At 72.3% G+C, this 23,414-nt stretch carries 21 protein-coding genes and 1 pseudogene; 10 read left to right on the forward strand and 12 right to left on the reverse strand.

The genetic code is table 11. The features are described 5' to 3' along the window. From ACWCP2_RS35980 to ACWCP2_RS36010, 7 genes and pseudogenes are all read right to left on the reverse strand, one after another. A pseudogene (locus tag ACWCP2_RS35980) lies at positions 1 to 81 on the reverse strand (VOC family protein); the annotation flags it as partial. Positions 82 to 114: 33 nt separating this feature from the next. Further along, positions 115 to 849 (reverse strand): VC0807 family protein, encoded by a 735-nt coding sequence (locus tag ACWCP2_RS35985; RefSeq protein WP_450912741.1) that lies wholly within the window; start codon positions 847 to 849, stop codon positions 115 to 117. 124 nt (positions 850 to 973) lie between these two features. Next, a complete protein-coding gene (locus ACWCP2_RS35990) occupies positions 974 to 1,567 on the reverse strand; it encodes a TetR family transcriptional regulator (protein ID WP_450912742.1) in 594 nt (197 codons plus the stop codon). Positions 1,568 to 1,588: 21 nt separating this feature from the next. Then, a complete protein-coding gene (locus tag ACWCP2_RS35995; protein ID WP_450912743.1) occupies positions 1,589 to 2,644 on the reverse strand; it encodes an aldo/keto reductase in 1,056 nt (351 codons plus the stop codon). 109 nt (positions 2,645 to 2,753) lie between these two features. Beyond that, positions 2,754 to 3,182 carry a MarR family winged helix-turn-helix transcriptional regulator gene (locus tag ACWCP2_RS36000; RefSeq protein WP_450912744.1) on the reverse strand — a complete coding sequence of 143 codons (429 nt, stop codon included), beginning with the start codon at positions 3,180 to 3,182 and terminating at the stop codon, positions 2,754 to 2,756. Then, positions 3,182 to 3,610 (reverse strand): SRPBCC family protein, encoded by a 429-nt coding sequence (locus ACWCP2_RS36005; RefSeq protein ID WP_450912745.1) that lies wholly within the window; start codon positions 3,608 to 3,610, stop codon positions 3,182 to 3,184. The genes ACWCP2_RS36000 and ACWCP2_RS36005 overlap by 1 nt, the downstream gene beginning before the upstream one ends. Before the next feature lie 79 nt (positions 3,611 to 3,689). Then, a complete protein-coding gene (locus tag ACWCP2_RS36010) occupies positions 3,690 to 4,034 on the reverse strand; it encodes a DoxX family protein (RefSeq protein WP_450912746.1) in 345 nt (114 codons plus the stop codon). A 90-nt stretch (positions 4,035 to 4,124) separates the two neighbouring features. Here ACWCP2_RS36010 and ACWCP2_RS36015 point away from each other — a divergent pair, with 90 nt between their 5' ends. Continuing rightward, on the forward strand, positions 4,125 to 4,580 hold the full coding sequence (locus ACWCP2_RS36015; RefSeq protein WP_450912747.1) for a MarR family winged helix-turn-helix transcriptional regulator: 456 nt from the start codon (positions 4,125 to 4,127) through the stop codon (positions 4,578 to 4,580). A gap of 81 nt (positions 4,581 to 4,661) precedes the next feature. On the opposite strand, the gene ACWCP2_RS36020 is transcribed toward ACWCP2_RS36015, so the two are convergent. Beyond that, positions 4,662 to 6,122, reverse strand: a complete 1,461-nt coding sequence (locus ACWCP2_RS36020) for an MFS transporter (RefSeq protein WP_450912748.1) — start codon at positions 6,120 to 6,122, stop codon at positions 4,662 to 4,664. Between the two features lie 64 nt (positions 6,123 to 6,186). On the opposite strand from ACWCP2_RS36020, the gene dusB reads away from it, so the two are divergent. The 3 genes from dusB (at position 6,187) to ACWCP2_RS36035 (ending at position 11,976) form a co-directional block, all read left to right on the forward strand. Beyond that, complete coding sequence (dusB, locus tag ACWCP2_RS36025; protein ID WP_450912749.1) at positions 6,187 to 7,329, forward strand: tRNA dihydrouridine synthase DusB; 1,143 nt, start codon at positions 6,187 to 6,189, stop codon at positions 7,327 to 7,329. A gap of 375 nt (positions 7,330 to 7,704) precedes the next feature. Next, positions 7,705 to 10,413: a pyruvate, phosphate dikinase gene (gene ppdK, locus ACWCP2_RS36030; RefSeq protein ID WP_450912750.1), complete on the forward strand. Its 2,709-nt coding sequence runs from the start codon at positions 7,705 to 7,707 to the stop codon at positions 10,411 to 10,413. Positions 10,414 to 10,890: 477 nt separating this feature from the next. Further along, complete coding sequence (locus ACWCP2_RS36035) at positions 10,891 to 11,976, forward strand: ArsR/SmtB family transcription factor (RefSeq protein ID WP_450912751.1); 1,086 nt, start codon at positions 10,891 to 10,893, stop codon at positions 11,974 to 11,976. Between the two features lie 117 nt (positions 11,977 to 12,093). On the opposite strand, the gene ACWCP2_RS36040 is transcribed toward ACWCP2_RS36035, so the two are convergent. After that, positions 12,094 to 13,254: an alkaline phosphatase PhoX gene (locus tag ACWCP2_RS36040; protein WP_450912752.1), complete on the reverse strand. Its 1,161-nt coding sequence runs from the start codon at positions 13,252 to 13,254 to the stop codon at positions 12,094 to 12,096. Positions 13,255 to 13,532: 278 nt separating this feature from the next. Between ACWCP2_RS36040 and ACWCP2_RS36045 the strand changes: the two genes are divergently transcribed. Both ACWCP2_RS36045 and ACWCP2_RS36050 read left to right on the forward strand, forming a co-directional pair. Further along, entirely contained in the window at positions 13,533 to 13,988 is a 456-nt protein-coding gene (locus tag ACWCP2_RS36045; protein ID WP_450912761.1) for a group III truncated hemoglobin, read from the forward strand. Between the two features lie 109 nt (positions 13,989 to 14,097). Continuing rightward, complete coding sequence (locus ACWCP2_RS36050; RefSeq protein WP_450912753.1) at positions 14,098 to 14,505, forward strand: VOC family protein; 408 nt, start codon at positions 14,098 to 14,100, stop codon at positions 14,503 to 14,505. 12 nt (positions 14,506 to 14,517) lie between these two features. Here the strand turns inward: ACWCP2_RS36050 and nirD are convergent, their stop codons facing one another. Genes nirD through ACWCP2_RS36065 form a run of 3 tightly spaced genes read right to left on the reverse strand, consistent with a single transcriptional unit; the run spans position 14,518 to position 18,688 of the window. Continuing rightward, on the reverse strand, positions 14,518 to 14,853 hold the full coding sequence (nirD, locus tag ACWCP2_RS36055; RefSeq protein ID WP_450912754.1) for a nitrite reductase small subunit NirD: 336 nt from the start codon (positions 14,851 to 14,853) through the stop codon (positions 14,518 to 14,520). Then, positions 14,850 to 17,420 carry a nitrite reductase large subunit NirB gene (nirB, locus tag ACWCP2_RS36060; RefSeq protein WP_450912755.1) on the reverse strand — a complete coding sequence of 857 codons (2,571 nt, stop codon included), beginning with the start codon at positions 17,418 to 17,420 and terminating at the stop codon, positions 14,850 to 14,852. The genes nirD and nirB overlap by 4 nt, the downstream gene beginning before the upstream one ends. A gap of 2 nt (positions 17,421 to 17,422) precedes the next feature. Continuing rightward, positions 17,423 to 18,688: an NAD(P)/FAD-dependent oxidoreductase gene (locus ACWCP2_RS36065; protein ID WP_450912756.1), complete on the reverse strand. Its 1,266-nt coding sequence runs from the start codon at positions 18,686 to 18,688 to the stop codon at positions 17,423 to 17,425. Between the two features lie 167 nt (positions 18,689 to 18,855). Here ACWCP2_RS36065 and ACWCP2_RS36070 point away from each other — a divergent pair, with 167 nt between their 5' ends. From ACWCP2_RS36070 to ACWCP2_RS36085, 4 genes are all read left to right on the forward strand, one after another. After that, a complete protein-coding gene (locus ACWCP2_RS36070; RefSeq protein ID WP_450912757.1) occupies positions 18,856 to 20,157 on the forward strand; it encodes a ferredoxin reductase family protein in 1,302 nt (433 codons plus the stop codon). Between the two features lie 812 nt (positions 20,158 to 20,969). Next, positions 20,970 to 21,746 carry a sulfite exporter TauE/SafE family protein gene (locus ACWCP2_RS36075; protein WP_450912758.1) on the forward strand — a complete coding sequence of 259 codons (777 nt, stop codon included), beginning with the start codon at positions 20,970 to 20,972 and terminating at the stop codon, positions 21,744 to 21,746. Positions 21,747 to 21,797: 51 nt separating this feature from the next. Next, on the forward strand, positions 21,798 to 22,814 hold the full coding sequence (locus ACWCP2_RS36080; RefSeq protein WP_450912759.1) for a class I SAM-dependent methyltransferase: 1,017 nt from the start codon (positions 21,798 to 21,800) through the stop codon (positions 22,812 to 22,814). Then, positions 22,811 to 23,323, forward strand: coding sequence for a hypothetical protein (locus ACWCP2_RS36085; protein ID WP_450912760.1), 513 nt, complete (start codon positions 22,811 to 22,813; stop codon positions 23,321 to 23,323). Before ACWCP2_RS36080 ends, ACWCP2_RS36085 begins: the two co-directional genes overlap by 4 nt. Positions 23,324 to 23,414: the final 91 nt, after the last annotated feature.

The raw sequence follows: 23,414 nt of genomic DNA on the forward strand, positions 1-23,414 counted from the left end.
GAGCTGCTCGGGGCCGGGCTCGTACTCCCAGCCGAACAGGTCGGCGTAGAACTCCTCGGTGGTCCCGAGGCCGTGCACCATCAGGCACCGGGCCACTGCCGTCCTGCGGGCCGGTTACGCCGGCGCCGGACTGCCGCTCTCCGCGGAGGCCGCCGCTGCTGCCGCCGCGGCCGCGGCCCTGGCCTCGCCCTCGGCCTGGGTGCGCTTGGAGAACCGGATGGTCCACACGATCAGCGAGACCAGGAAGCCGTAGATCAGGAGGGGGCTGACCCAGACCATCGTGTCGACGCTCAGCGCGTACGCCAGCACCACCCGCACCGAGGCCTCCACCAGGTACGCGACACCCCAGACGGTGGTCATCCGCCGCATCGCCCTGCGGAAGTCCGGGTACTGCCAGAGCCCGTTGAAGTAGGCCACGCCCTCCTTGGTCCCGTCGGTCCCGAACTTGCGGCCGAAGTAGAACATCAGCGGGCGGGGAGTGAACAGGGTGGCGACGCAGAGCGCGCCGAACAGGCCCGTCACCCCCGAGTCCTTGATGAGCAGGGCGCGCGCCGAGTGCGTGCCGATCAGCGCGACGAGAGCGGTGATCACCAGGAAGACCAGGGTGACCACGGCGAACTCGTCGACCTTGCGGCGCCAGGCGAGGTGGACGGCGGAGTCGACCACCGGCCAGACGCCGCTGACCAGGAGCGCGGCGAACTCGCTCCAGCCCCGGTCCGTCAGCATGTTGTACGTGAGGATGGGCGCGACCACGTTGAACGCGATGGTCAGGACCCAGCCGATGGCGGCGGCCGATCCGGACCTGGCCGGCGGCCCGGACTGCGCTGCCGGTTCTTGCTGAGTGGACAAGGTTCCCCCTGGGACAGACCTGATGGTGTGCGGTAAGGGGGAACGTAGGAACAGGGCGGCCGCACGGCAAGGGCCTGCCGTCCCAAATGATGATCAAGCCGACCGGACGGGCAGATTCCGGGTGTCAGGCGCGCAGGCCCCGGATGACGAGGGCGGTGACCGCCTCGAACTCGGCGGTGATGGTCGGCTCCAGCCAGTCCGCCGCGTACTGCGGATCGTGGAAGCGGCCGGTGGCGTCGAACACCGCACGCGCGGTGGCCGGCACGTCGGGCGCGCTGAGCGAGCCCGCCGCGACCCCCTCGCCGATGATCCGGGAGAGCTGCTCGATCAGCTCGGTGATGTGGCGCTCCACCACCCCGCTGCTCTCGCCGAGCAGCACGATGTACGTCGCGAACAGCTCCGGGTCGTCGCCCGCCTTGTGGCGCTTGGCCTCGAACAGCGCCTCAAGCCAGGACTCCAGCTTGGAGGGGGCCGGCTCGGCCGGCGCCGAGGCGATCTCCTCCAGCATCACCACGCTCTTGGCGAGCCAGCGGTCCGTGACGGCCTCGCGCAGCGCGGCCTTCGAGGGGAAGTGCCGGTACACGCTGCCGTGGCTGACGCCCAGGGCGCGCGCCACGTCCACCACCGTCGCCTTGGTCGGGCCGAAGCGGCGCAGCACCTCCTCGGTGGTTTCGAGGATGCGCTCGGGGGTGAGGGGCTCGGCGGCTGCGGGTGGCATGAGTACGACCGTACAGCCGGATCAGTGCTCGCTGTCCAGGTGGGCCATCTGGGCTGCCGGGTACCGGTCGCCCGCCGCCGCGCCGGCCGGAACCGCGTCCTCGATGGCGGCGAGATCGGCGGGGGTCAGGGCGACCTGAAGGGCGCCCAGGGCCTCGCCGAGCCGTTCCCGGCTGCGGGCGCCGATCAGCGGCACGATGTCCTCGCCCCGCGACAGCACCCAGGCGATGGCGGTCTGGGCGACGCTGACGCCCTTCTCGTCGGCGACCTTGCGCAGGGCGTCGACCAGGTCGAGGTTCCGGTCGAGGTTCTCGCCCTGGAAGCGCGGGCTCATCCCGCGGAAATCGCCCGGAGCCAGGGCGCGGTCGCGGGTGAAGTGGCCGCTGATCAGGCCGCGGGACAGCACGCCGTACGCGGTGACGCCGATGCCGAGCTCGCGGGCGGTCGGCAGGATCTCCTCCTCGATTCCGCGCGAGATCAGGGAGTACTCGATCTGGAGGTCCGCGATCGGTGCCACGGCTGCGGCCCGGCGCAGGGTGTCCGCGCCGACCTCGGAGAGCCCGATGTGGCGCACGTGCCCGGCCGTGACGGCCTCGGCGATGGCGCCGACGGTCTCCTCGATCGGCACGTCGGGGTCCACGCGGGCGATGCGGTAGACGTCGATGTGGTCCCGGCCGAGCCGCTGGAGCGAGTAGGCCAGGAAGTTCTTGACGGCCGCCGGCCGGCCGTCGTACCCGGTGAAGCCGCCCTCGACCGTGCGCAGGGCGCCGAACTTCACGCTGGTCAGCGCCTTTTCCCGGGCCGCGGCGGGGGCGGTGCGCAGGGCTTCGTTGATGAGGAGCTCGTTGTGCCCCATGCCGTAGAAGTCGCCGGTGTCGAGGAGGGTGATCCCGGCATCGAGGGCGGCGTGGATGGTGGCGAGGGACTCCGCCCGGTCGGCCTCGCCGTAGAGGGCGGACATCCCCATGCAGCCCAGCCCCAGCGGGAAGACGGAGGGCCCGGTGCTGCCGAGGGTGCGGGTGGCGGTCTGCGGGGTGCTCTGAGGGGTGCTCTGCGGGGTGCTCTGGTTCGTGGTCATGGAACGAGAATGGCATGACGGGTGACAGATTTCAATATCTGTCACCCGTACGTGTGGGGAAGCCCCGCCCGCAGGGCGGACGGGGCTGGGGGAGCGGGCTGGAGGGGCGTCAGGACTCCGGGTGGGCCAGGCGGCTCAGCAGGGTGACGGCCTCCCCGCGCGGGACCGGCCGGAAGAACTCCTCGTCCACTCCTTCGACGGCGGCGATCGCCCGCGGCGCCAGCTCCGCCCCGGCCGCGGTGACGCGCAGCCGCTTGGCGCGGGTGTCCGCCGGGTCGACCTCGCGCGCGAGCAGCCCCTTCTGTTCCAGGGTGCGCACCACCTGCGAGGTCATCTTCACGTCGGTGCCCGCCTGGCGCGCGAGCGCCTGCTGGTTGGGGTGCTCGCCCCGCTCGTTGAGCCACCAGGCGCACGCGAGGAGGACGAACTGCACGTGGGTCAGGCCCAGGGGGCCCAGTGCCGCGGCGATGCCGCGCTGCCAGCGCAGGGTGGCGTGCCAGAGCAGGAAACCGGGGCTCTCGCCGGGGGTGAGGGCCATCAGCCCTGGGCCGCCCGCACCAGCGCGGCCATGGTGTCGGGCCAGTCGGCCGTGATGGCCGGACCGATCTGCGGCCCCGCTTCGGCCGCGCCCTCGCCGCTGATCTCCATCCGGTACACCACCCGGCCGCGCTCCGGGCCGAGCCGCTCGATCCGGTGGGTGGTCCGCAGGACCAGGCCGCCGAAGCGCGCCTCGTCGACGAACATCTCGCCCTCGGTGGCCTCGGCGACGAGCAGGTCCACGGGGTCCTGGCCGGCCGGGGTCATGGTGATCTCCGCGCCCGCCGCGAAGGGGCCCCGGAGTTCGATCTTCTCGATGTCGGCGTTCCAGGTGCCCCAGTTCTCGACGTCGGCCCACAGGGCCCAGACCGCCTCGGGTGCGGCGGTGGTCTCGATGGCGTGCTCGTACTCCCACACGGGGGCCTCCAAGTAGATGTTCTGCGCGTAGACTATCTGCGCGCAGAGCAACTGTCCAGGAATCCCGCGGGGGAGGCGCGGCGCGGGGCCGTCAGGCCGCCGCGCGCAGGATCAGGGCGGCTGCCGCGAGCAGGGCGAGAACGGCCGCGGGGGCGAAGTTGTAGTCCTTCGCGCGCACGTGGAAGACGATCGCGCCGATGAAGTACAGGGTCACGCCGAGGGCGGCGGCCATGCCCAGCGGGGGCAGCCACAGGCCCGCGACCAGGCCGATCGCGCCGGCCGCCTTGAGTGCGGCCAGCCACGGGAGCCAGGAGTCCGGCACTCCGACCTTCCCCATGCTCTCGGTGATGGACGGGTTGCGCTGGAGCGTGAAGGTCGCGGACGCGGCCAGGGTGAGGGCGAGGAGTCCGGCGACGACGGCGTAGGCGATGAACATGATGTGCTCCAACGATTGGCGACTTTGAATCATTGAATACCATCAACGATCGGCAGGATGCAATCATTTCTTGGTTGTTACGATGTGGACATGACGGCTGTTCAGGACTCCCCGCACGCGCCGCAGCGGCTGGGCCTGCTGCTGGCCTGGCACGGATCGGTCACCCAGACCCGCATGAAGAAGGCGCTCAGCGCCGCGGGACTCACCCCGCGCCACGCGATGACCCTGACGCACCTGGACGGCGGGCCCATCGGCCAGGGCGCACTGGCCGAGCGGCTGGAGGTGGACCCGAGCGTGCTCGTCGGGATCCTCAACGACCTGGAGGGCGCCGGGCTCGCCGAGCGCCGCCGGGACCCCGCCGACCGCCGCCGTCACAACGTCGCCATCACCGCCGCGGGCACCGAGGCCCTCGCGAAGACGAACGCCGCCCTGGACGCGGTGGAACTCGGACTGTTCGCCCGTCTCTCGGACCGGGACCAGGAAGTACTGCGCGGGCTGCTGGCCCGGATCGACTCGCACAGCGAGGACTTCGCCTGCGACGAGTAGGGGGACGAGCAGGGGACGAGCAGGGGACGAGCCGGCGCAGGGACCGGCGTGCAGCCGTGCCGCCGCGCCGCCGCCCCCGGCTCAGTGCCGCGGTGCGGAGCCCTTGCGCGCGGAGCCGGACCGGGGCTCCAGGGCGCGGGCCGTGCGCAGGGCCGTCTCCCGGGCCCACGTGCCGCTGGTGGCGAGGCCGACGCACAGGACGAGCAGCCCGCACACCGTGATGATCCACCAGGCCGGCCGGGCCGCGGACACGAACGCGGCGGCGGAGCCGGACCCGCCGGCCATCCCGGCGGCCAGGACGGCTCCCACGACGGCCACGCCCAGCGCCCCGCCGGTCTGCCTGCTGGTGGACGCCACCGCCGCGGCCACCCCGGCCTGGGCGCGCGGCATCCCGGAGACCGCGGTGTTGGTGATCGGCGCGTTCACCAGGCCGAACCCGATGCCGAAGAGCACGTAGCCGCAGAACAGCATCGGCGTCGACTTCTCGGCCGAGAACGCGGCGAACAGCAGCCCGCTCGCCCCCATCGTCACGCCCGCGACCAGCAGCGGCAGCCGCGGCCCCCGGGTGGCGACGAGCCGCCCCGACACGGGGGCGCACAGGAAGGCGAACACCGCCATCGGCAGCATGTACAGGCCGGCGTCCAGGGCGTCGAGGCCCCGTACGTCCTGGAGGTACAGGGTGTTGAGGAACAGGAACCCCGACAGCGCGGCGAAGGCGCTGACCGCGATCACCGTGGCCCCGCTGAAGGGGGCGCTGCGGAAGAACCGCGGGTCGATCAAGGGCTCCGCGCGCCGTGACTCGTAGGCCAGCAGCCCGGCCAGGGACAGCAGGGCGACCAGCGCGCAGCCCAGGATCAGCGGGGAGCCCAGTCCGGCGGAGGGGGCCTCGATGATCCCGAACGTGACCGAGCCGAGCAGCCCCATGACCAGGAGCTGCCCGACCGGGTCCGGGCGGCGCGGGTGGTCGGCCCGGGACTCCGGGATGTAGCGCAGGGTCAGTACGAGGGCGAGGAGGCCGACGGGGAGGTTGATCCAGAAGATGGACCGCCAGCCGACCGAGTCCACGAGCAGGCCGCCGATCAGGGGGCCCGCGGCCATGGAGATGCCGACGACCGCGCCCCACACGCCGATGGCGCGGGCGCGCTCCTTCGGGTCGGTGAAGGTGTTGGTGATGATCGACATGGCGACCGGGTTGAGCATCGAGCCGCCGACGGCCTGGATCATGCGGAACGCGATGAGCCAGCCCAGGCTGGGCGCGAGCGAGCAGAGCACCGAGCCGGCGGTGAAGAGGACCACCCCGGCGGTGAAGACCTTGCGGCGGCCGATCCGGTCCGCCGTGGAACCGGCCAGCATCAGCAGCGAGGCCAGGACCAGCGTGTACGCGTCGATCGTCCACTGCATGCCGGCCACGGAGGCGTGCAGATCGCGGCGCATGGAGGGGAGGGCGACGTTCAGGACGGTGTTGTCGAGACTGACGATGAGCAGGCTCATGCAGCAGATCGTCAGGATCAGCAGGCGCCGCCGCTGGGTCAACTCGTCCATGATGCCGATAGTACGCCTAACTAACGACATGCGATCAACGGCGCGGCTGAGCCACAATGGGGGGATGACCACGCTCCCCCCGCCTCTCGCGATCGGCCCGCACACCGTGCAGCCCCCGGTGGTGCTCGCGCCGATGGCCGGCATCACCAATGCCCCGTTCCGTACGCTGTGCCGCGAGTTCTCCGGCGGCAAGGGACTGTTCGTGAGCGAGATGATCACGACCCGGGCCCTGGTCGAGCGCAACGAGAAGACCATGCAGCTGATCCACTTCGACGAGACCGAGAAGCCCCGCTCGATCCAGCTGTACGGAGTCGACCCCGCGACGGTCGGCAAGGCGGTCCGCATGATCGTCGAAGAGGACCGCGCCGACCACATCGACCTCAACTTCGGCTGCCCGGTGCCCAAGGTCACCCGCAAGGGTGGCGGCTCGGCCCTCCCGTACAAGCGCCACCTGCTGCGCGCGATCCTTCGCGAGGCCGTCGCCGGCGCCGGTGACCTGCCGGTGACGATGAAGATGCGCAAGGGCATCAACGACGACCACCTCACCTACCTCGACGCCGGCCGGATCGCCGTCGAGGAGGGCGTCACCGCCATAGCCCTCCACGGCCGCACCACCGCCCAGCACTACGGCGGCACCGCCGACTGGGAGGCCATCGCGCGGCTCAAGGAGCACGTGCCGGAGATCCCCGTGCTCGGCAACGGGGACATCTGGTGCGCCGAGGACGCGCTGCGGATGGTCCGCGAGACCGGCTGCGACGGCGTGGTCGTGGGGCGCGGCTGCCTGGGGCGGCCGTGGCTGTTCAACGACCTGGTCGCGGCCTTCGAGGGACGCCCCGAGGACTTCCACAAGCCGACCCTGCGCGAGGTCGCCCGCACGATGCTGCGCCACGCCGAGCTGCTGGGGGAGTGGATCGGCGACGAGGCGCGCGGGGTGATCGACTTCCGTAAGCACGTGGCCTGGTACACCAAGGGCTTCTCGGTGGGCTCGGAGATGCGGCAGAAGCTCGCCGTGACCTCCTCCCTGGCCGAGCTGGACGCTCATCTGAGCGAGTTGGACCTGGATCAGCCCTGGCCCGACAGTGCGGACGGTCCGAGGGGCCGTACGTCCGGAAACAACCGGGTTGTCCTGCCCGAGGGCTGGCTGAACGATCCGTACGACTGCGCGGGTGTGAGCGAGGACGCGGAACTGGACACGTCCGGAGGCTGAGAAACGGGTGGCAAAGCGTGCCACCTGTGGCGTGACATACACCACGCATGGGTGAGGTTTCGCTCAGATGAGCGCAATGGTCACGGGTAAGACTTTCAAAGGGTGGCACTGGGTGCCACCCTTTGTTCGTTCAACTCTTGAACGCAAATGTATCGATGATCGCTCATCGGAGCGGAAACTAGCCTCAGTGGGCACCTCACCCTTCGGGATCTGAAGGGTCTTCGTAGGTTTTGGCTACTCGCCAGTTACATTCGATTGGCTGGCACCCAGGTGGTTACGGCCACATGACCGCCAAGTGGACGTACCCATAAGCCTTCGATCTGGGTATGTTCCTGGCCGTCAGGGCAGCCACCGAGCCTCGAGGAGTCGAGACCCGTGTCGGAAAACAAAGATCAGAAGTTCGTCTACGACTTCACGGAGGGCAACCGCGACCTCAAGGACCTTCTCGGTGGCAAGGGTGCCAACCTCGCCGAGATGACCAACCTGGGTCTGCCGGTCCCTCCCGGCTTCACCATCACCACCGAGGCCTGCAAGGTCTACCTCGACAGCGGCGAGGCCCCGGCCGAGCTGCGCGAAGAGGTCAGCGCGCACCTCGCCGCCCTCGAGGCGAAGATGGGCAAGAAGCTCGGCCAGTCGGACGACCCGCTGCTGGTCTCCGTGCGTTCCGGCGCCAAGTTCTCCATGCCCGGCATGATGGACACGGTCCTCAACATCGGCCTCTCCGACGAGTCCGTCGCCGGCCTCGCCACCCAGGCCGGCAACGAGCGCTTCGCGTGGGACTCGTACCGCCGCCTGATCCAGATGTTCGGCAAGACCGTCCTCGACGTGGACGGCGAGCTGTTCGAGGAGGCCCTCGACGAGGCCAAGGCCGCCAAGAAGGTCACCGTCGACACCGACCTCGACGCCGCCGACCTCAAGAAGCTGGTCACCCGCTTCAAGAAGATCGTCGCCAAGCAGGCCGGCCGCGAGTTCCCGCAGGACGCCCGCGAGCAGCTCGACCTCGCCGTCGAAGCGGTCTTCAACTCGTGGAACACCGACCGCGCCAAGCTCTACCGCCGCCAGGAGCGCATCCCGAGCGACCTGGGCACCGCGGTCAACATCTGCTCCATGGTCTTCGGCAACCTGGGCCCCGACTCGGGCACCGGCGTCGCCTTCACCCGCGACCCGGCCACCGGCCACGCGGGCGTCTACGGCGACTACCTGCAGAACGCCCAGGGCGAGGACGTGGTCGCGGGCATCCGCAACACCGTGCCGCTCGCGGACCTGGAGACCATCGACAAGGTCTCGTACGACCAGCTCATGACGATCATGACGACGCTGGAGAACCACTACAAGGATCTCTGCGACATCGAGTTCACCATCGAGCGCGGCCAGCTGTGGATGCTCCAGACCCGCGTCGGCAAGCGCACCGCCGGCGCCGCCTTCCGCATCGCCACCCAGCTCGTGGACCAGGGCCTCATCGACGAGGCCGAGGCCCTCCAGCGCGTCAACGGCGCGCAGCTCGCGCAGCTGATGTTCCCGCGCTTCGACGAGGGTGCCAAAACGACCCTGCTGGGCCGCGGCATCGCCGCCTCCCCGGGCGCGGCCGTCGGCAAGGCCGTCTTCGACTCCTACACGGCCGTCAAGTGGTCCCGGTCCGGCGAGAAGGTCATCCTGATCCGCCGCGAGACCAACCCCGACGACCTCGACGGCATGATCGCCTCCGAGGGCATCCTGACCTCGCGCGGCGGCAAGACCTCGCACGCCGCCGTCGTCGCCCGCGGCATGGGCAAGACCTGTGTCTGCGGCGCCGAGGACCTCGAGGTGGACACCAAGCGCCGCCGCATGACGGTCGGCGGAACGGTCGTCGAAGAGGGCGACGTCGTCTCCATCGACGGCTCCACCGGCAAGGTCTACCTCGGCGAGGTACCCGTCGTACCGTCCCCGGTCGTCGAGTACTTCGAGGGCCGCATGCACGCCGGGGCCGACGACGCCGACGAGCTCGTCGCCGCCGTGCACCGGATCATGGCCTACGCGGACCGCGTACGCCGCCTGCGGGTGCGCGCCAACGCCGACAACGCCGAGGACGCGCTGCGCGCCCGCCGCTTCGGCGCCCAGGGCATCGGCCTGTGCCGCACCGAGCACATGTTCCTCGGTGAGCGCCGCGAACTGGTGGAGCGGCTGATCCTCGCGGACACCGACGACGAGCGCGAGGAGGCACTCAGTGCCCTCCTGCCGCTCCAGAAGAAGGACTTCGTCGAGCTGTTCGAGGCGATGGACGGGCTGCCCGTCACCGTCCGCCTGCTCGACCCGCCGCTGCACGAGTTCCTGCCCGACATCACCGAGCTGTCGGTGCGCGTCGCCCTCGCCGAGTCCCGCAAGGACGCCAACGAGAACGACCTGCGCCTGCTCCAGGCCGTGCACAAGCTGCACGAGCAGAACCCGATGCTGGGCCTGCGCGGAGTCCGCCTCGGTCTGGTCATCCCCGGCCTGTTCAAGATGCAGGTCCGGGCGATCGCCGAGGCCGCGGCCGAGCGCAAGAACGCCAAGGGCGACCCGCGCGCCGAGATCATGGTCCCGCTCGTGGGCACCGTCCAGGAGCTGGAGATCGTCCGCGAGGAGGCCGACGCGGTCATCGCCGAGGTCGAGGCCGCCACCGGCACCGAGCTCAAGCTGACCATCGGCACCATGATCGAGCTGCCCCGCGCCGCCCTCACCGCCGGCCAGATCGCCGAGGCCGCGCAGTTCTTCTCCTTCGGCACGAACGACCTGACCCAGACCGTGTGGGGCTTCTCCCGCGACGACGTCGAGGCCAGCTTCTTCACCGCCTACCTGGAGAAGGGCATCTTCGGGGTCTCTCCCTTCGAGACCATCGACCGCGACGGCGTCGGCACGCTGGTCCGCAGCGCCGTCGAGGCCGGCCGGGCCACCCGCCCCGACCTCAAGCTCGGTGTCTGCGGAGAGCACGGCGGCGACCCCGAGTCCGTCCACTTCTTCCACGAGGTCGGCCTGGACTACGTCTCCTGCTCGCCGTTCCGGATCCCGGTGGCGCGCCTGGAGGCCGGCCGCGCCGCCGCCGAGTCGAAGGGCAGCGACAGCCGCTGACCCCGCCGCGGCCCCGACGCCGGGGCCCCAACGACCGCGCCTGCCCCCGGGTTCCCTGACGTCCGGTGGCAGGCGCGTCTATTTCCCCGGCGTTCCGGGGCGCTCGTGGCGTTCCCCGTCGGTGTTCCCGGCGGCGTTCCCCCGCGTTCCCCGGCCCCGTATTGGTTCAATGTTGGTCCACATGCCTTAACGGCAACAGGCGGTGGACGGATCCCCACCCGCCCACCGCCTGCCGCCAATCCGCCGGACACGTCGGCGCTTCCCGGTGCGACCGACCGCCAGGCCCCGCAAAGCCCCCCACGGCCTTCGCGGAGCGTTTCGGTCGCGCCGGAGTGTGCCCGGCGGAGTACAGGATTTCGGTTGTCACACCTTCGCCGAAAGGGGTTTCAACTGTGGCTGAAAGGCCATGGTGACCACGTGTGACGGCGTGCATACTCAAGGGGCGGGGGGATTGCGGTTGCACAGGTGGGGGTTCGGGTGCTGCGTATCCATTTCACGGGAGTGGACCTCGCACGCGTAAGGATGGCAGGGCGTCCGGATGCGTTGTGGGAAACGATTCTTAGTTTTCACCGTTTACGGGACCGGAGGGATACCCGGCTCTTCGGCGATTGGCGTGCCGAAACGCGCACCAGGTTGAATGGTGAAACACGACTTCTCGGCGCCCTGATACCGAGCCGCGGGTATTTCCCCGATTTCCTGACCCCCACGGAGGGGCAGTACGGGTGGGACGTGGGCCTCGACGCCCTGCGCGGGATCCGCCCCGAGCGGCTGCGCCGCGAGCTCACCCTGCTCGGGCGGAGCGTGGAAGCCGGCTCCGGGATGGCCGCCGCCTTCGGGATGCCCGCGGCGCCCGGCGGGGGCGCGCACCGCGCCTCCGAGAGCCCGGTCCCCAGGCGGCTGCGGGACTTCATGGAGGGGGACACCGCACACCTGCCCCGGCTGCTGGGCGAGCTGCGCGGGTACCACCGGGCGGCCGTGGAACCGTACTGGAGCCACATCCAGGCCCAGATCGAGGCCGAGCGCGCCGCGCGGGGGCGGGCCCTGCTCGACGGGGGCGCCGACGAGCTGCTGGCCTCGCTGCCGCCGATGCTGCGCTGGCGGGCCCCGGTGCTGGAGTGCGACTACCCGGTGGACCGGGACGTACGGCTCCGCGGGCGCGGGCTGCTGCTCCAGCCCTCCTTCTTCTGCCGGCGCACGGCGGTGACCCTGCACGATCCGGAGCTGGCGCCCGTGCTGGTGTATCCGGCGGCGGCCGAGCTCTCCTCGGCGCAGGCCGGCGGCGAGGCGGCCCGGCCCGCGGAGGAGCGGCGCCGGCAGCGCCAGCACACCCTGGGCAAGCTCGTCGGGCACACCCGGTCGGTGGTGCTCCAGGCCATCGGCGACGGGGCCACCACGAGCGAGCTGGCGCGCCGCGCCGGGGTGTCCCTGGCCTCCGCGAGCCAGCACGCCGGGGTGATGCGGGAGGCCGGGCTGGTCACCACGCTGCGCCGGGGCAACGCCGTGCTGCACACGGTGACCCCGCTGGGCGCGGCCCTGCTCAAGGGCGGGGCCGTGGTGTCGTGAACGGCCGCGCCCCGGCGGCCCCGGCGGATGCGCGGGCCCGCCGGGGCGCGGGAGCGGAAGGGGCTGAGGTCCGGAAGGGGCTCAGGAGCGAAGGGGGGTTCAGGTGCGAAGGGGAGGTCAGGTGCGGAAGGGGCCCGTGACCTCGTAGGTGATGCCGCCCGTGGAGCTGCCGCTCGTGCCGCGCTGGCTGCTGAAGTAGAGGCGGTTGCCAGCGGGGGAGAAGGCCGGGCCGGTGATCTCCGAGGAGCCCTGGCCGGTGACCCGCAGGAAGGGGGCGACCACGTCGTCCGGGGTGATCACGCAGATCTCCAGGTTGCCGCCGTCCTCGGCGACGTACAGGTCGCCGTACGAGGAGCCCGTGACGTTGTCCACGCCCGTCAGGGGGGCGTTGCCGCCGGGGACCAGGGAGTCGTCGTAGGCCAGCTCGTAGGTGCTGTTCGCGAGGTTCAGCTGCCAGACCCGGTTGTCGCCCTTGGTCGTGAACCACACGGTGTCGTTGGCGTAATGGCAGCCCTCGCCGCCGTTGAACTTCTTCGAGCCCGAGACCTGGGTGCGGGTGCTGGTCGGCGAGCCGTCCGGGTCGGGGACGTTGGCCCAGGTGAAGGAGCCGGAGGCGGCGGTGCCGGCCTTGAGGACCTGGAGGGTGCCGGAGGAGAGGTTGCCCCAGGTGGTGGGGATGAAGCGGTAGAAGCAGCCGCTGGTCTCGTCCTCGGTCAGGTAGACGACCTGGCGCACCGGGTCGGCGGCGGCCGCCTCGTGCTTGAAGCGGCCCATCGCGGGGCGCTGCACGGCCGCGTTCACCCCGTAGGGGTCGGTCTCGTAGACGTAGCCGCGGTCGACCTCCTCGCAGGACAGCCAGGTGTTCCACGGGGTCTTGCCGCCCGCGCAGTTCTGCCGGGTGCCGGAGAGGATCCGGTGGGCGCCGGTGACGGTGCCGGAGGAGTTGAACCTGACCGCGCTCGCACCGCCGGAGGGGTTGATCTCCGAGTTCGACACGTAGATCCAGCCCGTGCCGTCGGCGAAACAGGCGCCGCCGTCGGGGGCGCTGTGCCAGGCGTACGAGGTGCCGGGGACCGTCTGCCCGGAGCGGGCTATCACCCGGCTGCTGAAACCGGCGGGCAGCATGATGCCGTTGGCGTCGGCGGCGCCGAGCGCCCCGTAGGGTCCGGCGCCGGGCTGGGCCGGGGCCGCGTAGGCCGCGCCGTGCATCAGCGTGCCGCCGAAGGCGGCGGCGGAGGAGCCGATGACGGCCCCGCGAAGGAAGGTACGACGTTCCACGGTCACTCCTGTGGAGGAGGGGCTCCGCGCCCGGTCGGGCGGGAGTCACGCACGCGTCGAGGAACCTAGGAGCGCCGAGTTGACGCGACATCAATTCCACGTGACGCGGGAGCGACCGGCGCGAGGTCAATGCTCCCGGCGGGATTTCCGGAAATCCCGCCGGGAGGGAAGGGGGAGAGCCGCCGCAGCCGCCGCAGCGGTATCGAAGCGGTTCGGGACGGCTTAATGCAGGACTTTCTGCCCTGGGGAGGAGCCGGTCGCGGGAGGATGGTGGAGTGATGCACCCCGATGCCGACATCACCGGCCGCGCCGACCTCGACGTCGTCCTGCGCCGCTTCTACACGGCGGCCTTCGCCGATCCGCGGATCGGGCCCTTCTTCACCGAGATCGCCGGGACCGACCTCGACGTGCACCTGCCCCGGATCACCGACTTCTGGGAGCGGGCCCTCTTCCGCAGCGCCGACTACCGGCGCAACGCCTTCGCCCCGCACGCGGCGCTCCAGTCGGCCCGTGCGATGACCGCCGAGGACTTCGGCCGCTGGGTGCAGCTGTGGCGGGCCACGATCGACGGACTGCATCGGGGGCCGAACGCGGAGCGGGCCAAGGCCCAGGGCGAGCGGATCGCGCTGACCCTGCACAAGCGCCTCGCCGGCGCCGGCGCCTCGCTGGAGAGCGCCGACGGGCTGGGGTTCGTACCGCTGGCGGCCCTGGAGCTCCGCTCCGCACGCCGCTGACCTGCGGTTCCGAGAAAAATCGAAAAATCCGCGCGGGAGCGATGAGTTTCGCGGGACCTCCCGGTCTACCTCTCGAATGCACCGCACACACGAGAGAAGCGAGACCGAGATGTCCTCCACCATGATCTTCGTCAACCTGCCGGTCAAGGACCTGGAGGCCACCAAGGCCTTCTGGAGCAAGCTCGGTTACAGCTACAACGCCCAGTTCACCGACGAGAACTGCGCCTCGATGCCCATCAGCGACTCGATCGTGGCCATGTTCCTGACCGAGGCCCGGTACAAGGACTTCACCCACAAGGACATCGCGGACGCCACCAAGACCTCCGAGGTGCTGCTGTGTCTGAGCGCCGAGAGCCGCGACGCGGTCGACGCGCTCGTCGACGGGGCCCTGGCGGCGGGCGCCACCGAGCCCCGTCCCGCACAGGACCACGGGGTCATGTACGGCCGTGCCTTCGACGACCTCGACGGTCACACCTGGGAGATCATGTGGATGGACCCGTCGATGATCCAGGGCTGAGCCGGCCGGGTCTCAGACCGAGGTCGCGGCGGTCCGTACCGGGTACGTCCGGACCGCCACCTCCTCGTCGTCCAGGCAGTGCCCCGACTCCAGGTCGAAGCGCTGCTTGAGCAGCGGCGAGGCCACGAAGGCCCGCCCGGCCGCCGAACCGACCAGCCCGCGCGAGAGCACCTGCGCCCCGGTGAAGGGGTCCCGGTTGCCGATCGCGTACGGGCGTCCCGCGCGGTCGACGAACACGGCGGCCTGGCTCCCGTCGGGCAGCAGCGCCGCCACCCCGCGGCCGGGGATCAGCGCCGACAGCTCGCACACGGTCAGCCATCCCTCCGCCACCTGCAGTTCCACGGTCATCGGGTGCCTCCCAGGGGCTCCAGCGTCAGCACGGTCAGGTCGGGCTTGACCTGGCCGCGTTCGGGGACGAACTTCACGCTCGGGTCGGGCGCGCCGGGAGCGTTGACGAAGGACACGAACCGGCGCAGCCGCTCCGGGTCGTCCAGGGTCTCGGCCCATTCGTCGCGGTAGTGCGCCACGTGGTCGGCCATCAGCGACTCCAGCTCCGCGCACAACCCGAGCGAGTCGTGCACGATCACGTCCCGCAGGTGCTCCAGGCCGCCCTCCAGCCGGTCCAGCCAGGTGGAGGTCCGCTCCAGCCGGTCGGCGGTGCGGATGTAGAACATCAGGAACCGGTCGATGAGCCGGACCAGTTCGGCGTCGGACAGGTCCTGGGCGAGGAGGTCGGCGTGGCGCGGGGTGGCCCCGCCGTTGCCGCCGACGTAGAGGTTCCAGCCGCTCGCCGTCGCGATGATCCCGAAGTCCTTGCTCTGCGCCTCCGCGCACTCGCGGGCGCAGCCGGAGACCGCCGACTTGAGCTTGTGCGGGGCGCGCAGGCCGCGGTAGCGCAGCTCCAGGTCGATGGCCATCCGTACCGAGTCCTGGACCCCGTAGCGGCACCAGGTCTGGCCCACGCAGGACTTCACCGTCCGCAGGGCCTTGCCGTACGCGTGCCCGGACTCGAATCCGGCCTCGACGAGCCGGGCCCAGATGAGGGGGAGCTGGTCGATGGCGGCGCCGAAGAGGTCGATGCGCTGACCGCCGGTGATCTTCGTGTAGAGGCCGAAGTCGCGGGCCACTTCCCCGATCACGATGAGCTTGTCGGGGGTGATCTCGCCGCCGGGGATGCGCGGGACGACCGAGTACGAGCCGTTGCGCTGCATGTTGGCGAGGAAGTGGTCGTTGGTGTCCTGGAGGGCGGCCTGCTCCCCGTCCAGGACGTAGCCGCTCGCGCCGAGGGTGGGGGCGAGCGAGGCGATGATCGAACCGACGGTGGGCTTGCAGACCTCGCAGCCCTCGCCGCCGCGCGCCTCCTCGCGGCCGTGGCTGTCGAGGAGCTTGTCGTACGAGGTCACGCGCAGGGTGCGGACGATCTCGTAGAGCTCGGCGCGGGTGAAGGGGAAGCAGTCGCAGAGCCCTTTGTCGGCGGCCGGCGGCATGAGCTGGCCGATCACCTTGAGGCAGCTGCCGCAGCCGGTGCCCGCCTTGGTGCACTTCTTGACCTCGGGCACCGTCGTGTGGGCGGTGATCGCCTTCTTGGTGACGTTGTGGCAGGAGCAGATCACCGCGCCGTCCGGGAGGGAGGCCGGGCCGAGCGCCACGGGTGCGCCGGCGCCGGCGGGCAGCACCAGCTGCTCGGGGGTGACGGGCGGTACGGAGCCGGTGAGGGGGCGCAGCAGACCGTAGGAGTCGGCGTCGCCGACCAGGACGCCGCCGAGCAGCACGCCCTCGGAGGAGACGACGACCTTCTTGTAGACGCCGGAGCGGGAGTCGGAGTAGACGACGTCGAGGCTGCCGGCGGTGGCGCCGTGGGCGTCGCCGAAGGAGGCCACGTCCACGCCGAGGAGCTTGAGCTTGGTGGAGAGGTCGGCGCCGGTGAACTCCTTCTCGCGGCCCATCAGGTCCGCGGCGGCCGTCTCGGCCATCTCGTAGCCGGGGGCGACCAGTCCGTAGACGCGGCCGTCGGAGGCGAGCGCGCACTCGCCGATGGCGTAGACGTGCGGGTCGGAGGTGCGGCAGCGGGCGTCGACGGCGATGCCTCCGCGTTCGCCGACGGTCAGGCCGCTGTCGCGGGCGAGCTGGTCGCGGGGGCGGACACCGGCCGAGAAGACGACCAGGTCGGTCTCGACGCTGGAGCCGTCGGACAGCTTCATGCCGCTGACCGAGCCGTCCTCGCCGGTCAGGACCTCCTGGGTGCCGACGCCCGTGTGAACGGTGAGCCCCATGTTCTCGATGGTGCGCAGCAGGGCCGCGCCGCCGCCCTCGTCGACCTGGACGGGCATCAGCCGGGGCGCGAACTCCACGACGCGGGTGGCCAGTCCGAGCCCCTTGAGCGCGCCGGCGGCCTCCAGCCCGAGCAGGCCGCCGCCGACCACGGCGCCGGTGGTCCGCGTCTTCGCGTACTCCTCGATCGCCAGGAGGTCCTCGATGGTGCGGTAGACGAAACAGCCCGGGGCGTCCTTGCCGGGGACGGGCGGCACGAAGGGGTAGCTGCCGGTCGCGAGCACGAGCACGTCGTACGGGAACACCTGCCCCGAGCGGGAGGTGACGGTCCGGGCCTCGCGGTCGATGCTCTCGGCGGGGTCGTCGAGGTGCAGGGCGATGCCGTGCTCCGCCATGAAGGAGGCGGGGGTGAGGGAGAGGTCCTCGGGGGTGCTGCCGGAGAAGTACGAGGTCAGGTGCACGCGGTCGTAGGCGGGCCGCGGCTCTTCGCAGAGCACGGTGATCCGGTGCGTGGCGGTGGCGCCGAGTTCGGCGAGCGCCTCCAGGTAGCGCTGGCCGACCATGCCGTGTCCGATGAGCACGAGGGAGGGCGTGGCGGGGGCCTGGGCGGTGGCCGGGGCGGGGTGGGGCGTGGCTGCGGCCATGATCAGGAGCCTCCGTCGTCGGTGAGCAGGTGGTGCAGGCCGGTGGGACCGTGCTGGTCGGTGAGGGGGGCGCCGTCCTCCCAGCTGCGGGCGAGGGCGCCCACGCTGGAGAGTTCGCCGAGCAGGACCCCGCCGACGAGGCGGTCGCCGCGGATGACGACCTTGCGGTAGGTGCGGCGGGTGGCGTCGGTGAGCCGGACCACGTCGTCGCCGGGGAGCGGGGTGGTCTCGCCGAAGGCGGCGAGATCGAGGGGCCGGTCGCCGCCGGCGGTGAGGGTGAGGCGGGTCAGGGCACGGGTACCGCCGTAGGCGGGGTCCGCGGAGAGCCCCCGGCCCGTCCCGAGGAGGACGCCGGCGAGCGCGTCGGCCTGTTCGAGGGCGGGGCCGGCCAGGCCGTACACCCGGCCCGCGTGCTCGGCGCAGTCGCCCACGGCGTGGACGCGGGGGTCGCTGGTGCGGAGCTCGTCGTCGACGAGGACGCCGCGGCGGACGTCGAGGCCGGCGGCCAGGGCCAGTCCCGTACGGGGGCGGACGCCGCAGGCGAGGACGACGAGGCCGGCGTCGAGCCGGTAGCCGTCGGCCAGCTCGACACCGGTGACCCGGCGGGGCCCCGGAAACGAGGTCGCAGGCGTCGTCGACAGGCCCCGGACGCGGCATTCCGTGTGGATCTCCACGCCCATGCCGGTCAAGTGCTCGTGCAGGAGCTCCGAGGCCTCGGCGTCCAGCTGGCGTTCCATCAGGCGCTCGCCCTGCTGGGCGAGGACGACCTGCGCGCCCCGTTCGGCCAGGGCGCGGGCCGCCGAGACGCCGAGGAGGCCGCCGCCGATCACCACCGCGCGCACACCGGGGCGTACGGCCGCCGACAGGGCCAGGCAGTCGTCCATGGTGCGGAACGCGTGGACCCCGGCGGGGAGTTCCCGGCCTTCGGGTTCGAACAGGCCGCGCAGCGGAGGGAGGACCGGGTTCGACCCCGTGGCCAGGACGAGGGTGCCGTACGGCTCGACCGAGCCGTCGTCGCAGTGGACGACCTGCTCCGCCCGGTCGATCCGTACCGCCCGTACGCCCCGGCGCAGCGCCGGGCCGGGGGCCGGGAGGGCCGTCACCTCCGGCGCGTACCGGCCGGCGAGGACCTCCGCGAGGAGGACCCGGTTGTAGGGGGCGTGCTCCTCCTCACCGAGGACGCGCACGTCCCCGCCCAGCCGGGCGGCGAGCCGCAGGCCGGCGAGGCCGCCGCCGATCACCACCACGCGTTGCTGTTCCGAGGTCATGACACGAGAGTGCGCGGCCGCTGTTTCCCCACGGCATCGCCGTTGTTACCCGGACGGAACGCCGGCCTCAGCGTGCGGGTTAAGGGTCCGTGAGGCGCTCCTCAAGGCCGCCTTAAGGATCACCGGGAGGGCCGGGGAGCAGCCGGGACCGCCCGTAGCGTGGCCGCATGCGAGAGCGAGACATGGCGGTTCGGGTCAAGGGCGGGATGCTCGGCGGGGCGGGGACCGTCGCCCTGCTGTGGGCCGCCCAGGTGCGGCCCTCGGCCCGGCTCGACGCGCTGTTCGCGACCGCCGCGCACCTGTCCGGGCTGCTCGCCGGGTACGGGGTGCTCGTCCTGCTGTTCCTCATGGCGCGGGTCCCCGCCGTCGAGCACGGGGTGGGCGCGGCCCGGCTCGCCCGCTGGCACGCGCTCGGCGGCCGGCACGTCCTGCTGCTCTGCTTCGGGCACGCGGCCTTCGCGCTCTGCGGGTACGCCGTGCACGAGGGGGCCGACGTGCTGTCCGCGGTGCGGGAGCTGCTCGGCTACCCGGCCCTGGCCGCCGCGGCGGCCGGGACCGCCCTCCTGGCCGCCGTCGGCGTCACCTCCGCCCGCTCCGTACGCCGCCGGGTCAGCCACGAAACCTGGCGGGGGGTCCACCTCCTGGTGTACCTCGCCGCCGCGCTGGCCTTCGGCCACCAGCTCGCCGGACCGGACCTGGGCCCCGTCGCCTGGTTCTGGGCCCTGGCCCACGCCGTGGTCGCCGTCCTGCTGGTCTGGTACCGCGCCGTGGTGCCCGTACGGCAGGCCCTGCGGCACGCGCTGCGCGTCGCCGAGGTCCGGGTGGAGGGGCCCGGGGTGGTCTCCGTCCTCGTCTACGGGGAACACCTCGCGGAACTGCGCGCGGAGCCGGGGCAGTTCCTGCGGTGGCGGTTCCTCCAGCGCAGGCTGTGGCACACCGCGCTGCCGTTCTCGCTGTCGGCGCCGGTCCGCGGGGACACCCTGCGCATCACCGTGAAGGCGCTGGGCGGCCACTCCCGCCGCATCCGCCGGCTGCGCCCCGGCACCCGGGTCCTGGCCACCGGGCCCTTCGGGGCGCTCACCGCGGCCCGGCGGACCCGGACCAAGGTGCTGCTGATCGCCGGAGGGGTCGGGATCACCCCGATGCGGGCCCTGTTCGAGACCCTGCCCGGCGGGCCGGGGGACATCACCCTGCTCTACCGGGCGGGCGCCGAGGAGCAGCTCGTGCTGCGGGAGGAGCTGGAGGCCATCGCCGCCGAGCGGCAGGCCGGGCTGCACTACCTGCTCGGGCCGTCGGGCGCCGCCTTCGATCCGCTGGCCCCGCAGGCGCTGGCCGCGCTGGTCCCGGGGCTGGCCGAGCACGACGTGTACCTGTGCGGGCCGCCGGGGATGGCGGACGCGACGCGGGTCGCGCTGGTGCGGGCGGGGGTGCCGGTGGGGCGGATCCATGCGGAGTGCTTCGGACTCTGAGCCCGACCCGGGTCGGCCGCCGCGGCCGGGTCCGCCGCCGAGCCCGCCTCTGCGGCCGGGTCCGCCTCCGGGGCCGGGTCCGCCGCCGCCGCGGCGGCCGGGGCCGGGTACGCCGCTGCGGCCGAGGCCGCCTACGCCTCCGCCGTCGAGGCCGCCTCCGCGGCCGGGTCTGCCTCTGCCTCCGCCTCTGCCTCCGCCTCCGCTGTCGAGCCCCCTCCGTCCGCACCACCGAGTCCGCTTCCGGGCCCGGGCCCGGCCCCGCGGTCGGGCCGCCGCCGTGCCCGCACGCTTCCGTTTCCGCTCCGAGAGGTCGCCACTCCGTGCGTCACCCGTTGCACGTCACCCTGCCCGTGCCCCTTGCCGCTGCGCGGGGTGTGTCCCCTACCCGCCCTTCGCCCGTTCCCCGGGGCTCCGCCCCGGACCCCGGTCCTCAAACGCCGGACGGGCTGGATTTGGCTGAGCCCGGCCCCGGCCCCGGCCCCGGCCCCGGCGCCGGCGGCGTCGGCGTCGGCGTCGGGGGTTGGGTGCCGGACGGGGTGGGGGAGACGGGCGGTGGGGGTGGGGGAGGGGCGCGGCATCGTCGGCCGCGGACCTGCCCCGTGCGGGGGGTGCTGGGGGCCGTGCCGCCGGGCAGGCGGGTCGTGGTGGGGCTCGGGCTGGTCAGTGTGGTGGCCGCCAGTGTGCTGACGGCGGTGGTGGAGCCGGCGGCTCCCGTGGCGCCGGACCGGGCTCCCGCCGGGCGAAGCTCAACCTTTGCGCAAGTTTCCGGGGATTGATGGCTGCTGCACCCAACCACTCCATAGGGTCGGGCCGTGCCTGACATATCGACAACCATGATCATCGTGCTGTGCGTGGCCGCCGCCGCGGCCGGGTGGATCGACGCCGTCGTCGGCGGGGGCGGGCTGCTGCTCCTGCCCGCCCTGCTCCTCGGCCTGCCGAACGCCCACCCCGCCACCGTCCTCGGAACCAACAAGGCCGTGGCAATCGTCGGCACCTCGGGCGCGGCCGTGTCGTACCTGCGCAAGACCTCGGTGGACGTGAGGCTCGCCGTCCGCATCGGCCTGGCCGCGCTCGTCGGCTCGATGGGCGGGGCCGCCCTGGCCGGCGGCATCAGCAAGGACGCGCTGCGCCCGCTGATCATGGTGGTCCTGGTGGTCGTCGCGGGCTTCGTCCTCTTCCGGCCCGCCTTCGGCGCCGCTCCCGGGGCCGCCCCCGTCAGCCGGCAGCGCGTCCTGCTGACCATCGCCCTGGCCGGACTCGGCATCGGCTTCTACGACGGGCTCATCGGCCCCGGCACCGGAACCTTCCTCGTCCTGGCGCTCACGGCCCTGCTCCACCTCGACCTGGTCACGGCCTCCGCCACCGCGAAGATCGTCAACGTGTGCACCAACGCCGGAGCGCTCGCCATGTTCGCCCACCAAGGCATGGTGCTGTGGCAACTGGCGGCCCTGATGGCCGTGTTCAACCTGGCGGGCGCCATGATCGGTGCCCGGATGGCGCTGAAGAAGGGCAGCGGATTCGTCCGCGGAGTGCTCCTGACGGTCGTCGGGGCCCTCGTGGTCAAACTGGGCCTCGAACAATGGGGCTGACCTGCTGAGACCGGCCGCTGACCGGCCCGTCCGGGGGATAAGGTTTCCGTCGTGCCCCACCTCGAGATATCCGACCTGATCACCGTCACCGATCCGCTCAGCGGGGCGCGCATGCCGGTGCGCAGGGGTGACGTGGTCCGCCGGCTCGACGAGGCCGGGGATCCGCGCGCGGCCCGGATCGTCGCCGGGCTCCCGGCCGGCCCGGACGACGTCCTCGACCCGCTCGCCGTGGACCGGCTGATGATCGGCGTCCACACCGAGCTGCAGCGGCTCAGCGAGGAACTGCGGATCGGGGAACGGCTGGTGCACGTACTGGACCCGCTGTTCGAGGCCATACGCGAGATCGCCGGCCGCAACGGCCGGTTCCGCCTGGTCGACATAGGGTCCGGGCTCGGCTACCTCGTCCGCTGGCTGGCCTCCACCGGCGCCCTCGGCCGGAACGTCGAGCTGATCGGCGTCGACCTCGACGCCGCGCTCGTCGCCGAGGCCGACCGGCTGGCCCGCGCCGAGGGACTCGACTGCCGGTTCGTCCACGGCAACGCCTTCGACCTGCCGGAGGTCGCCACCGTCTACGTCTCCACCGGGGTGCTGCACCACTTCCGCGGCCCGGCGCTCGCGGAGTTCTTCGAGGCCCAGGCCGACTCGCAGGCGCTCGCCTTCTGCCACTTCGACATAGCCGCCACCCGGCTGGCACCCGTCGGCGCCTGGATGTTCCACCGCGCCCGCATGCGCCATCCGCTCGGCCGCCACGACGGGGTCGCCTCCGCCCGGCGCGCCCACTCGGACGAAACCCTGCTGCGCGCCGCGACCGTACCGGGCATCCGGCCCCTGCTCTACGAGCCCCGGGGCCTGTCCAACCCCTTCTGCACCACCCTGCGCCCGGTCCTCGGCATCCGCCCCTACCTGGAGGACCCGCTGCGCCAGGCCCTCGGCCGCGCCTCCCGCCGGCTCGTGGGCGCGGAGCACCTGACCCGGGGCGCACGGCAGCGGCCCGACGCCGCGTCCCGGGCCGCCGCCGGGGCCGGGTCGGCCGTCGAATCCGCCACCGGGTCCGGGGCCGCGCGATGAACCCGGTCCTGCCGCTCGCCGTCCTCGGCCTCGTCGATGCCGCCTTCAGCGGTTTCCGCGCCTACGCCGGCCGGGACGCCCGGATTCGCAAACACCGTGCCGTCGTCCGCGCGGCCCTGCGCGGTCTGGCCGTCGGGTCCGTCCTGCTGCTGGCCCCCGCCCTCACCGCCGGCGCCGTGCTGGCCCTCGCCGGAGACCCTGACCGGGCGTACGCGGCCCTCGCGGACGGCGGGACCGGCTTCCTGCTCCCGCTCGGGGCCTACGCCCTCGCCGTCGCGGTCTCGCTCGCCTCCTACTTCGCCCTGCCGTACCGGGCCAGCACGCTCGCGATGGTCATCGGGCTCGGCCCGCTGACCCTGGCCCGGCCGCTGATCGTGGCCGGGGCCTGCGCCGGTGCGCTCGTCGCCGGGGGCGGCTGGACCTCGTTCCTGGTCGGAGCCGTGGCCGGCGCCGCGGTCCTGTGCGTGGAGCCGTACGTCCACCGCCGCTGGTACGCGGTGCCCGTCTAGGTGTGTTGTCCCGGGACGTTGGTGACACGCGTGCTGGGTTCTTGAAATGGGTGAGGGCCTCCGGGTTCGGTGTGGATTGCGACATCTGCAC

The sequence above is a fragment of the Streptomyces sp. NPDC002104 genome (assembly GCF_053593795.1).

Excerpts from the sequence above, each read along its gene's own strand:
- ACWCP2_RS35990 (WP_450912742.1), bottom strand. The coding sequence starts at position 1,567 with ATGCCACCCGCAGCCGCCGAGCCCCTCACCCCCGAGCGCATCCTCGAA.
- ACWCP2_RS35995 (WP_450912743.1), bottom strand. The coding sequence starts at position 2,644 with ATGACCACGAACCAGAGCACCCCGCAGAGCACCCCTCAGAGCACCCCG.
- ACWCP2_RS36000 (WP_450912744.1), bottom strand. The coding sequence starts at position 3,182 with ATGGCCCTCACCCCCGGCGAGAGCCCCGGTTTCCTGCTCTGGCACGCC.
- ACWCP2_RS36010 (WP_450912746.1), bottom strand. The coding sequence starts at position 4,034 with ATGTTCATCGCCTACGCCGTCGTCGCCGGACTCCTCGCCCTCACCCTG.
- ACWCP2_RS36015 (WP_450912747.1), top strand. The coding sequence starts at position 4,125 with ATGACGGCTGTTCAGGACTCCCCGCACGCGCCGCAGCGGCTGGGCCTG.
- ACWCP2_RS36020 (WP_450912748.1), bottom strand. The coding sequence starts at position 6,122 with ATGGACGAGTTGACCCAGCGGCGGCGCCTGCTGATCCTGACGATCTGC.
- dusB (WP_450912749.1), top strand. The coding sequence starts at position 6,187 with ATGACCACGCTCCCCCCGCCTCTCGCGATCGGCCCGCACACCGTGCAG.
- ACWCP2_RS36045 (WP_450912761.1), top strand. The coding sequence starts at position 13,533 with ATGCACCCCGATGCCGACATCACCGGCCGCGCCGACCTCGACGTCGTC.
- ACWCP2_RS36050 (WP_450912753.1), top strand. The coding sequence starts at position 14,098 with ATGTCCTCCACCATGATCTTCGTCAACCTGCCGGTCAAGGACCTGGAG.
- nirD (WP_450912754.1), bottom strand. The coding sequence starts at position 14,853 with ATGACCGTGGAACTGCAGGTGGCGGAGGGATGGCTGACCGTGTGCGAG.
- nirB (WP_450912755.1), bottom strand. The coding sequence starts at position 17,420 with ATGGCCGCAGCCACGCCCCACCCCGCCCCGGCCACCGCCCAGGCCCCC.
- ACWCP2_RS36065 (WP_450912756.1), bottom strand. The coding sequence starts at position 18,688 with ATGACCTCGGAACAGCAACGCGTGGTGGTGATCGGCGGCGGCCTCGCC.
- ACWCP2_RS36070 (WP_450912757.1), top strand. The coding sequence starts at position 18,856 with ATGCGAGAGCGAGACATGGCGGTTCGGGTCAAGGGCGGGATGCTCGGC.
- ACWCP2_RS36085 (WP_450912760.1), top strand. The coding sequence starts at position 22,811 with ATGAACCCGGTCCTGCCGCTCGCCGTCCTCGGCCTCGTCGATGCCGCC.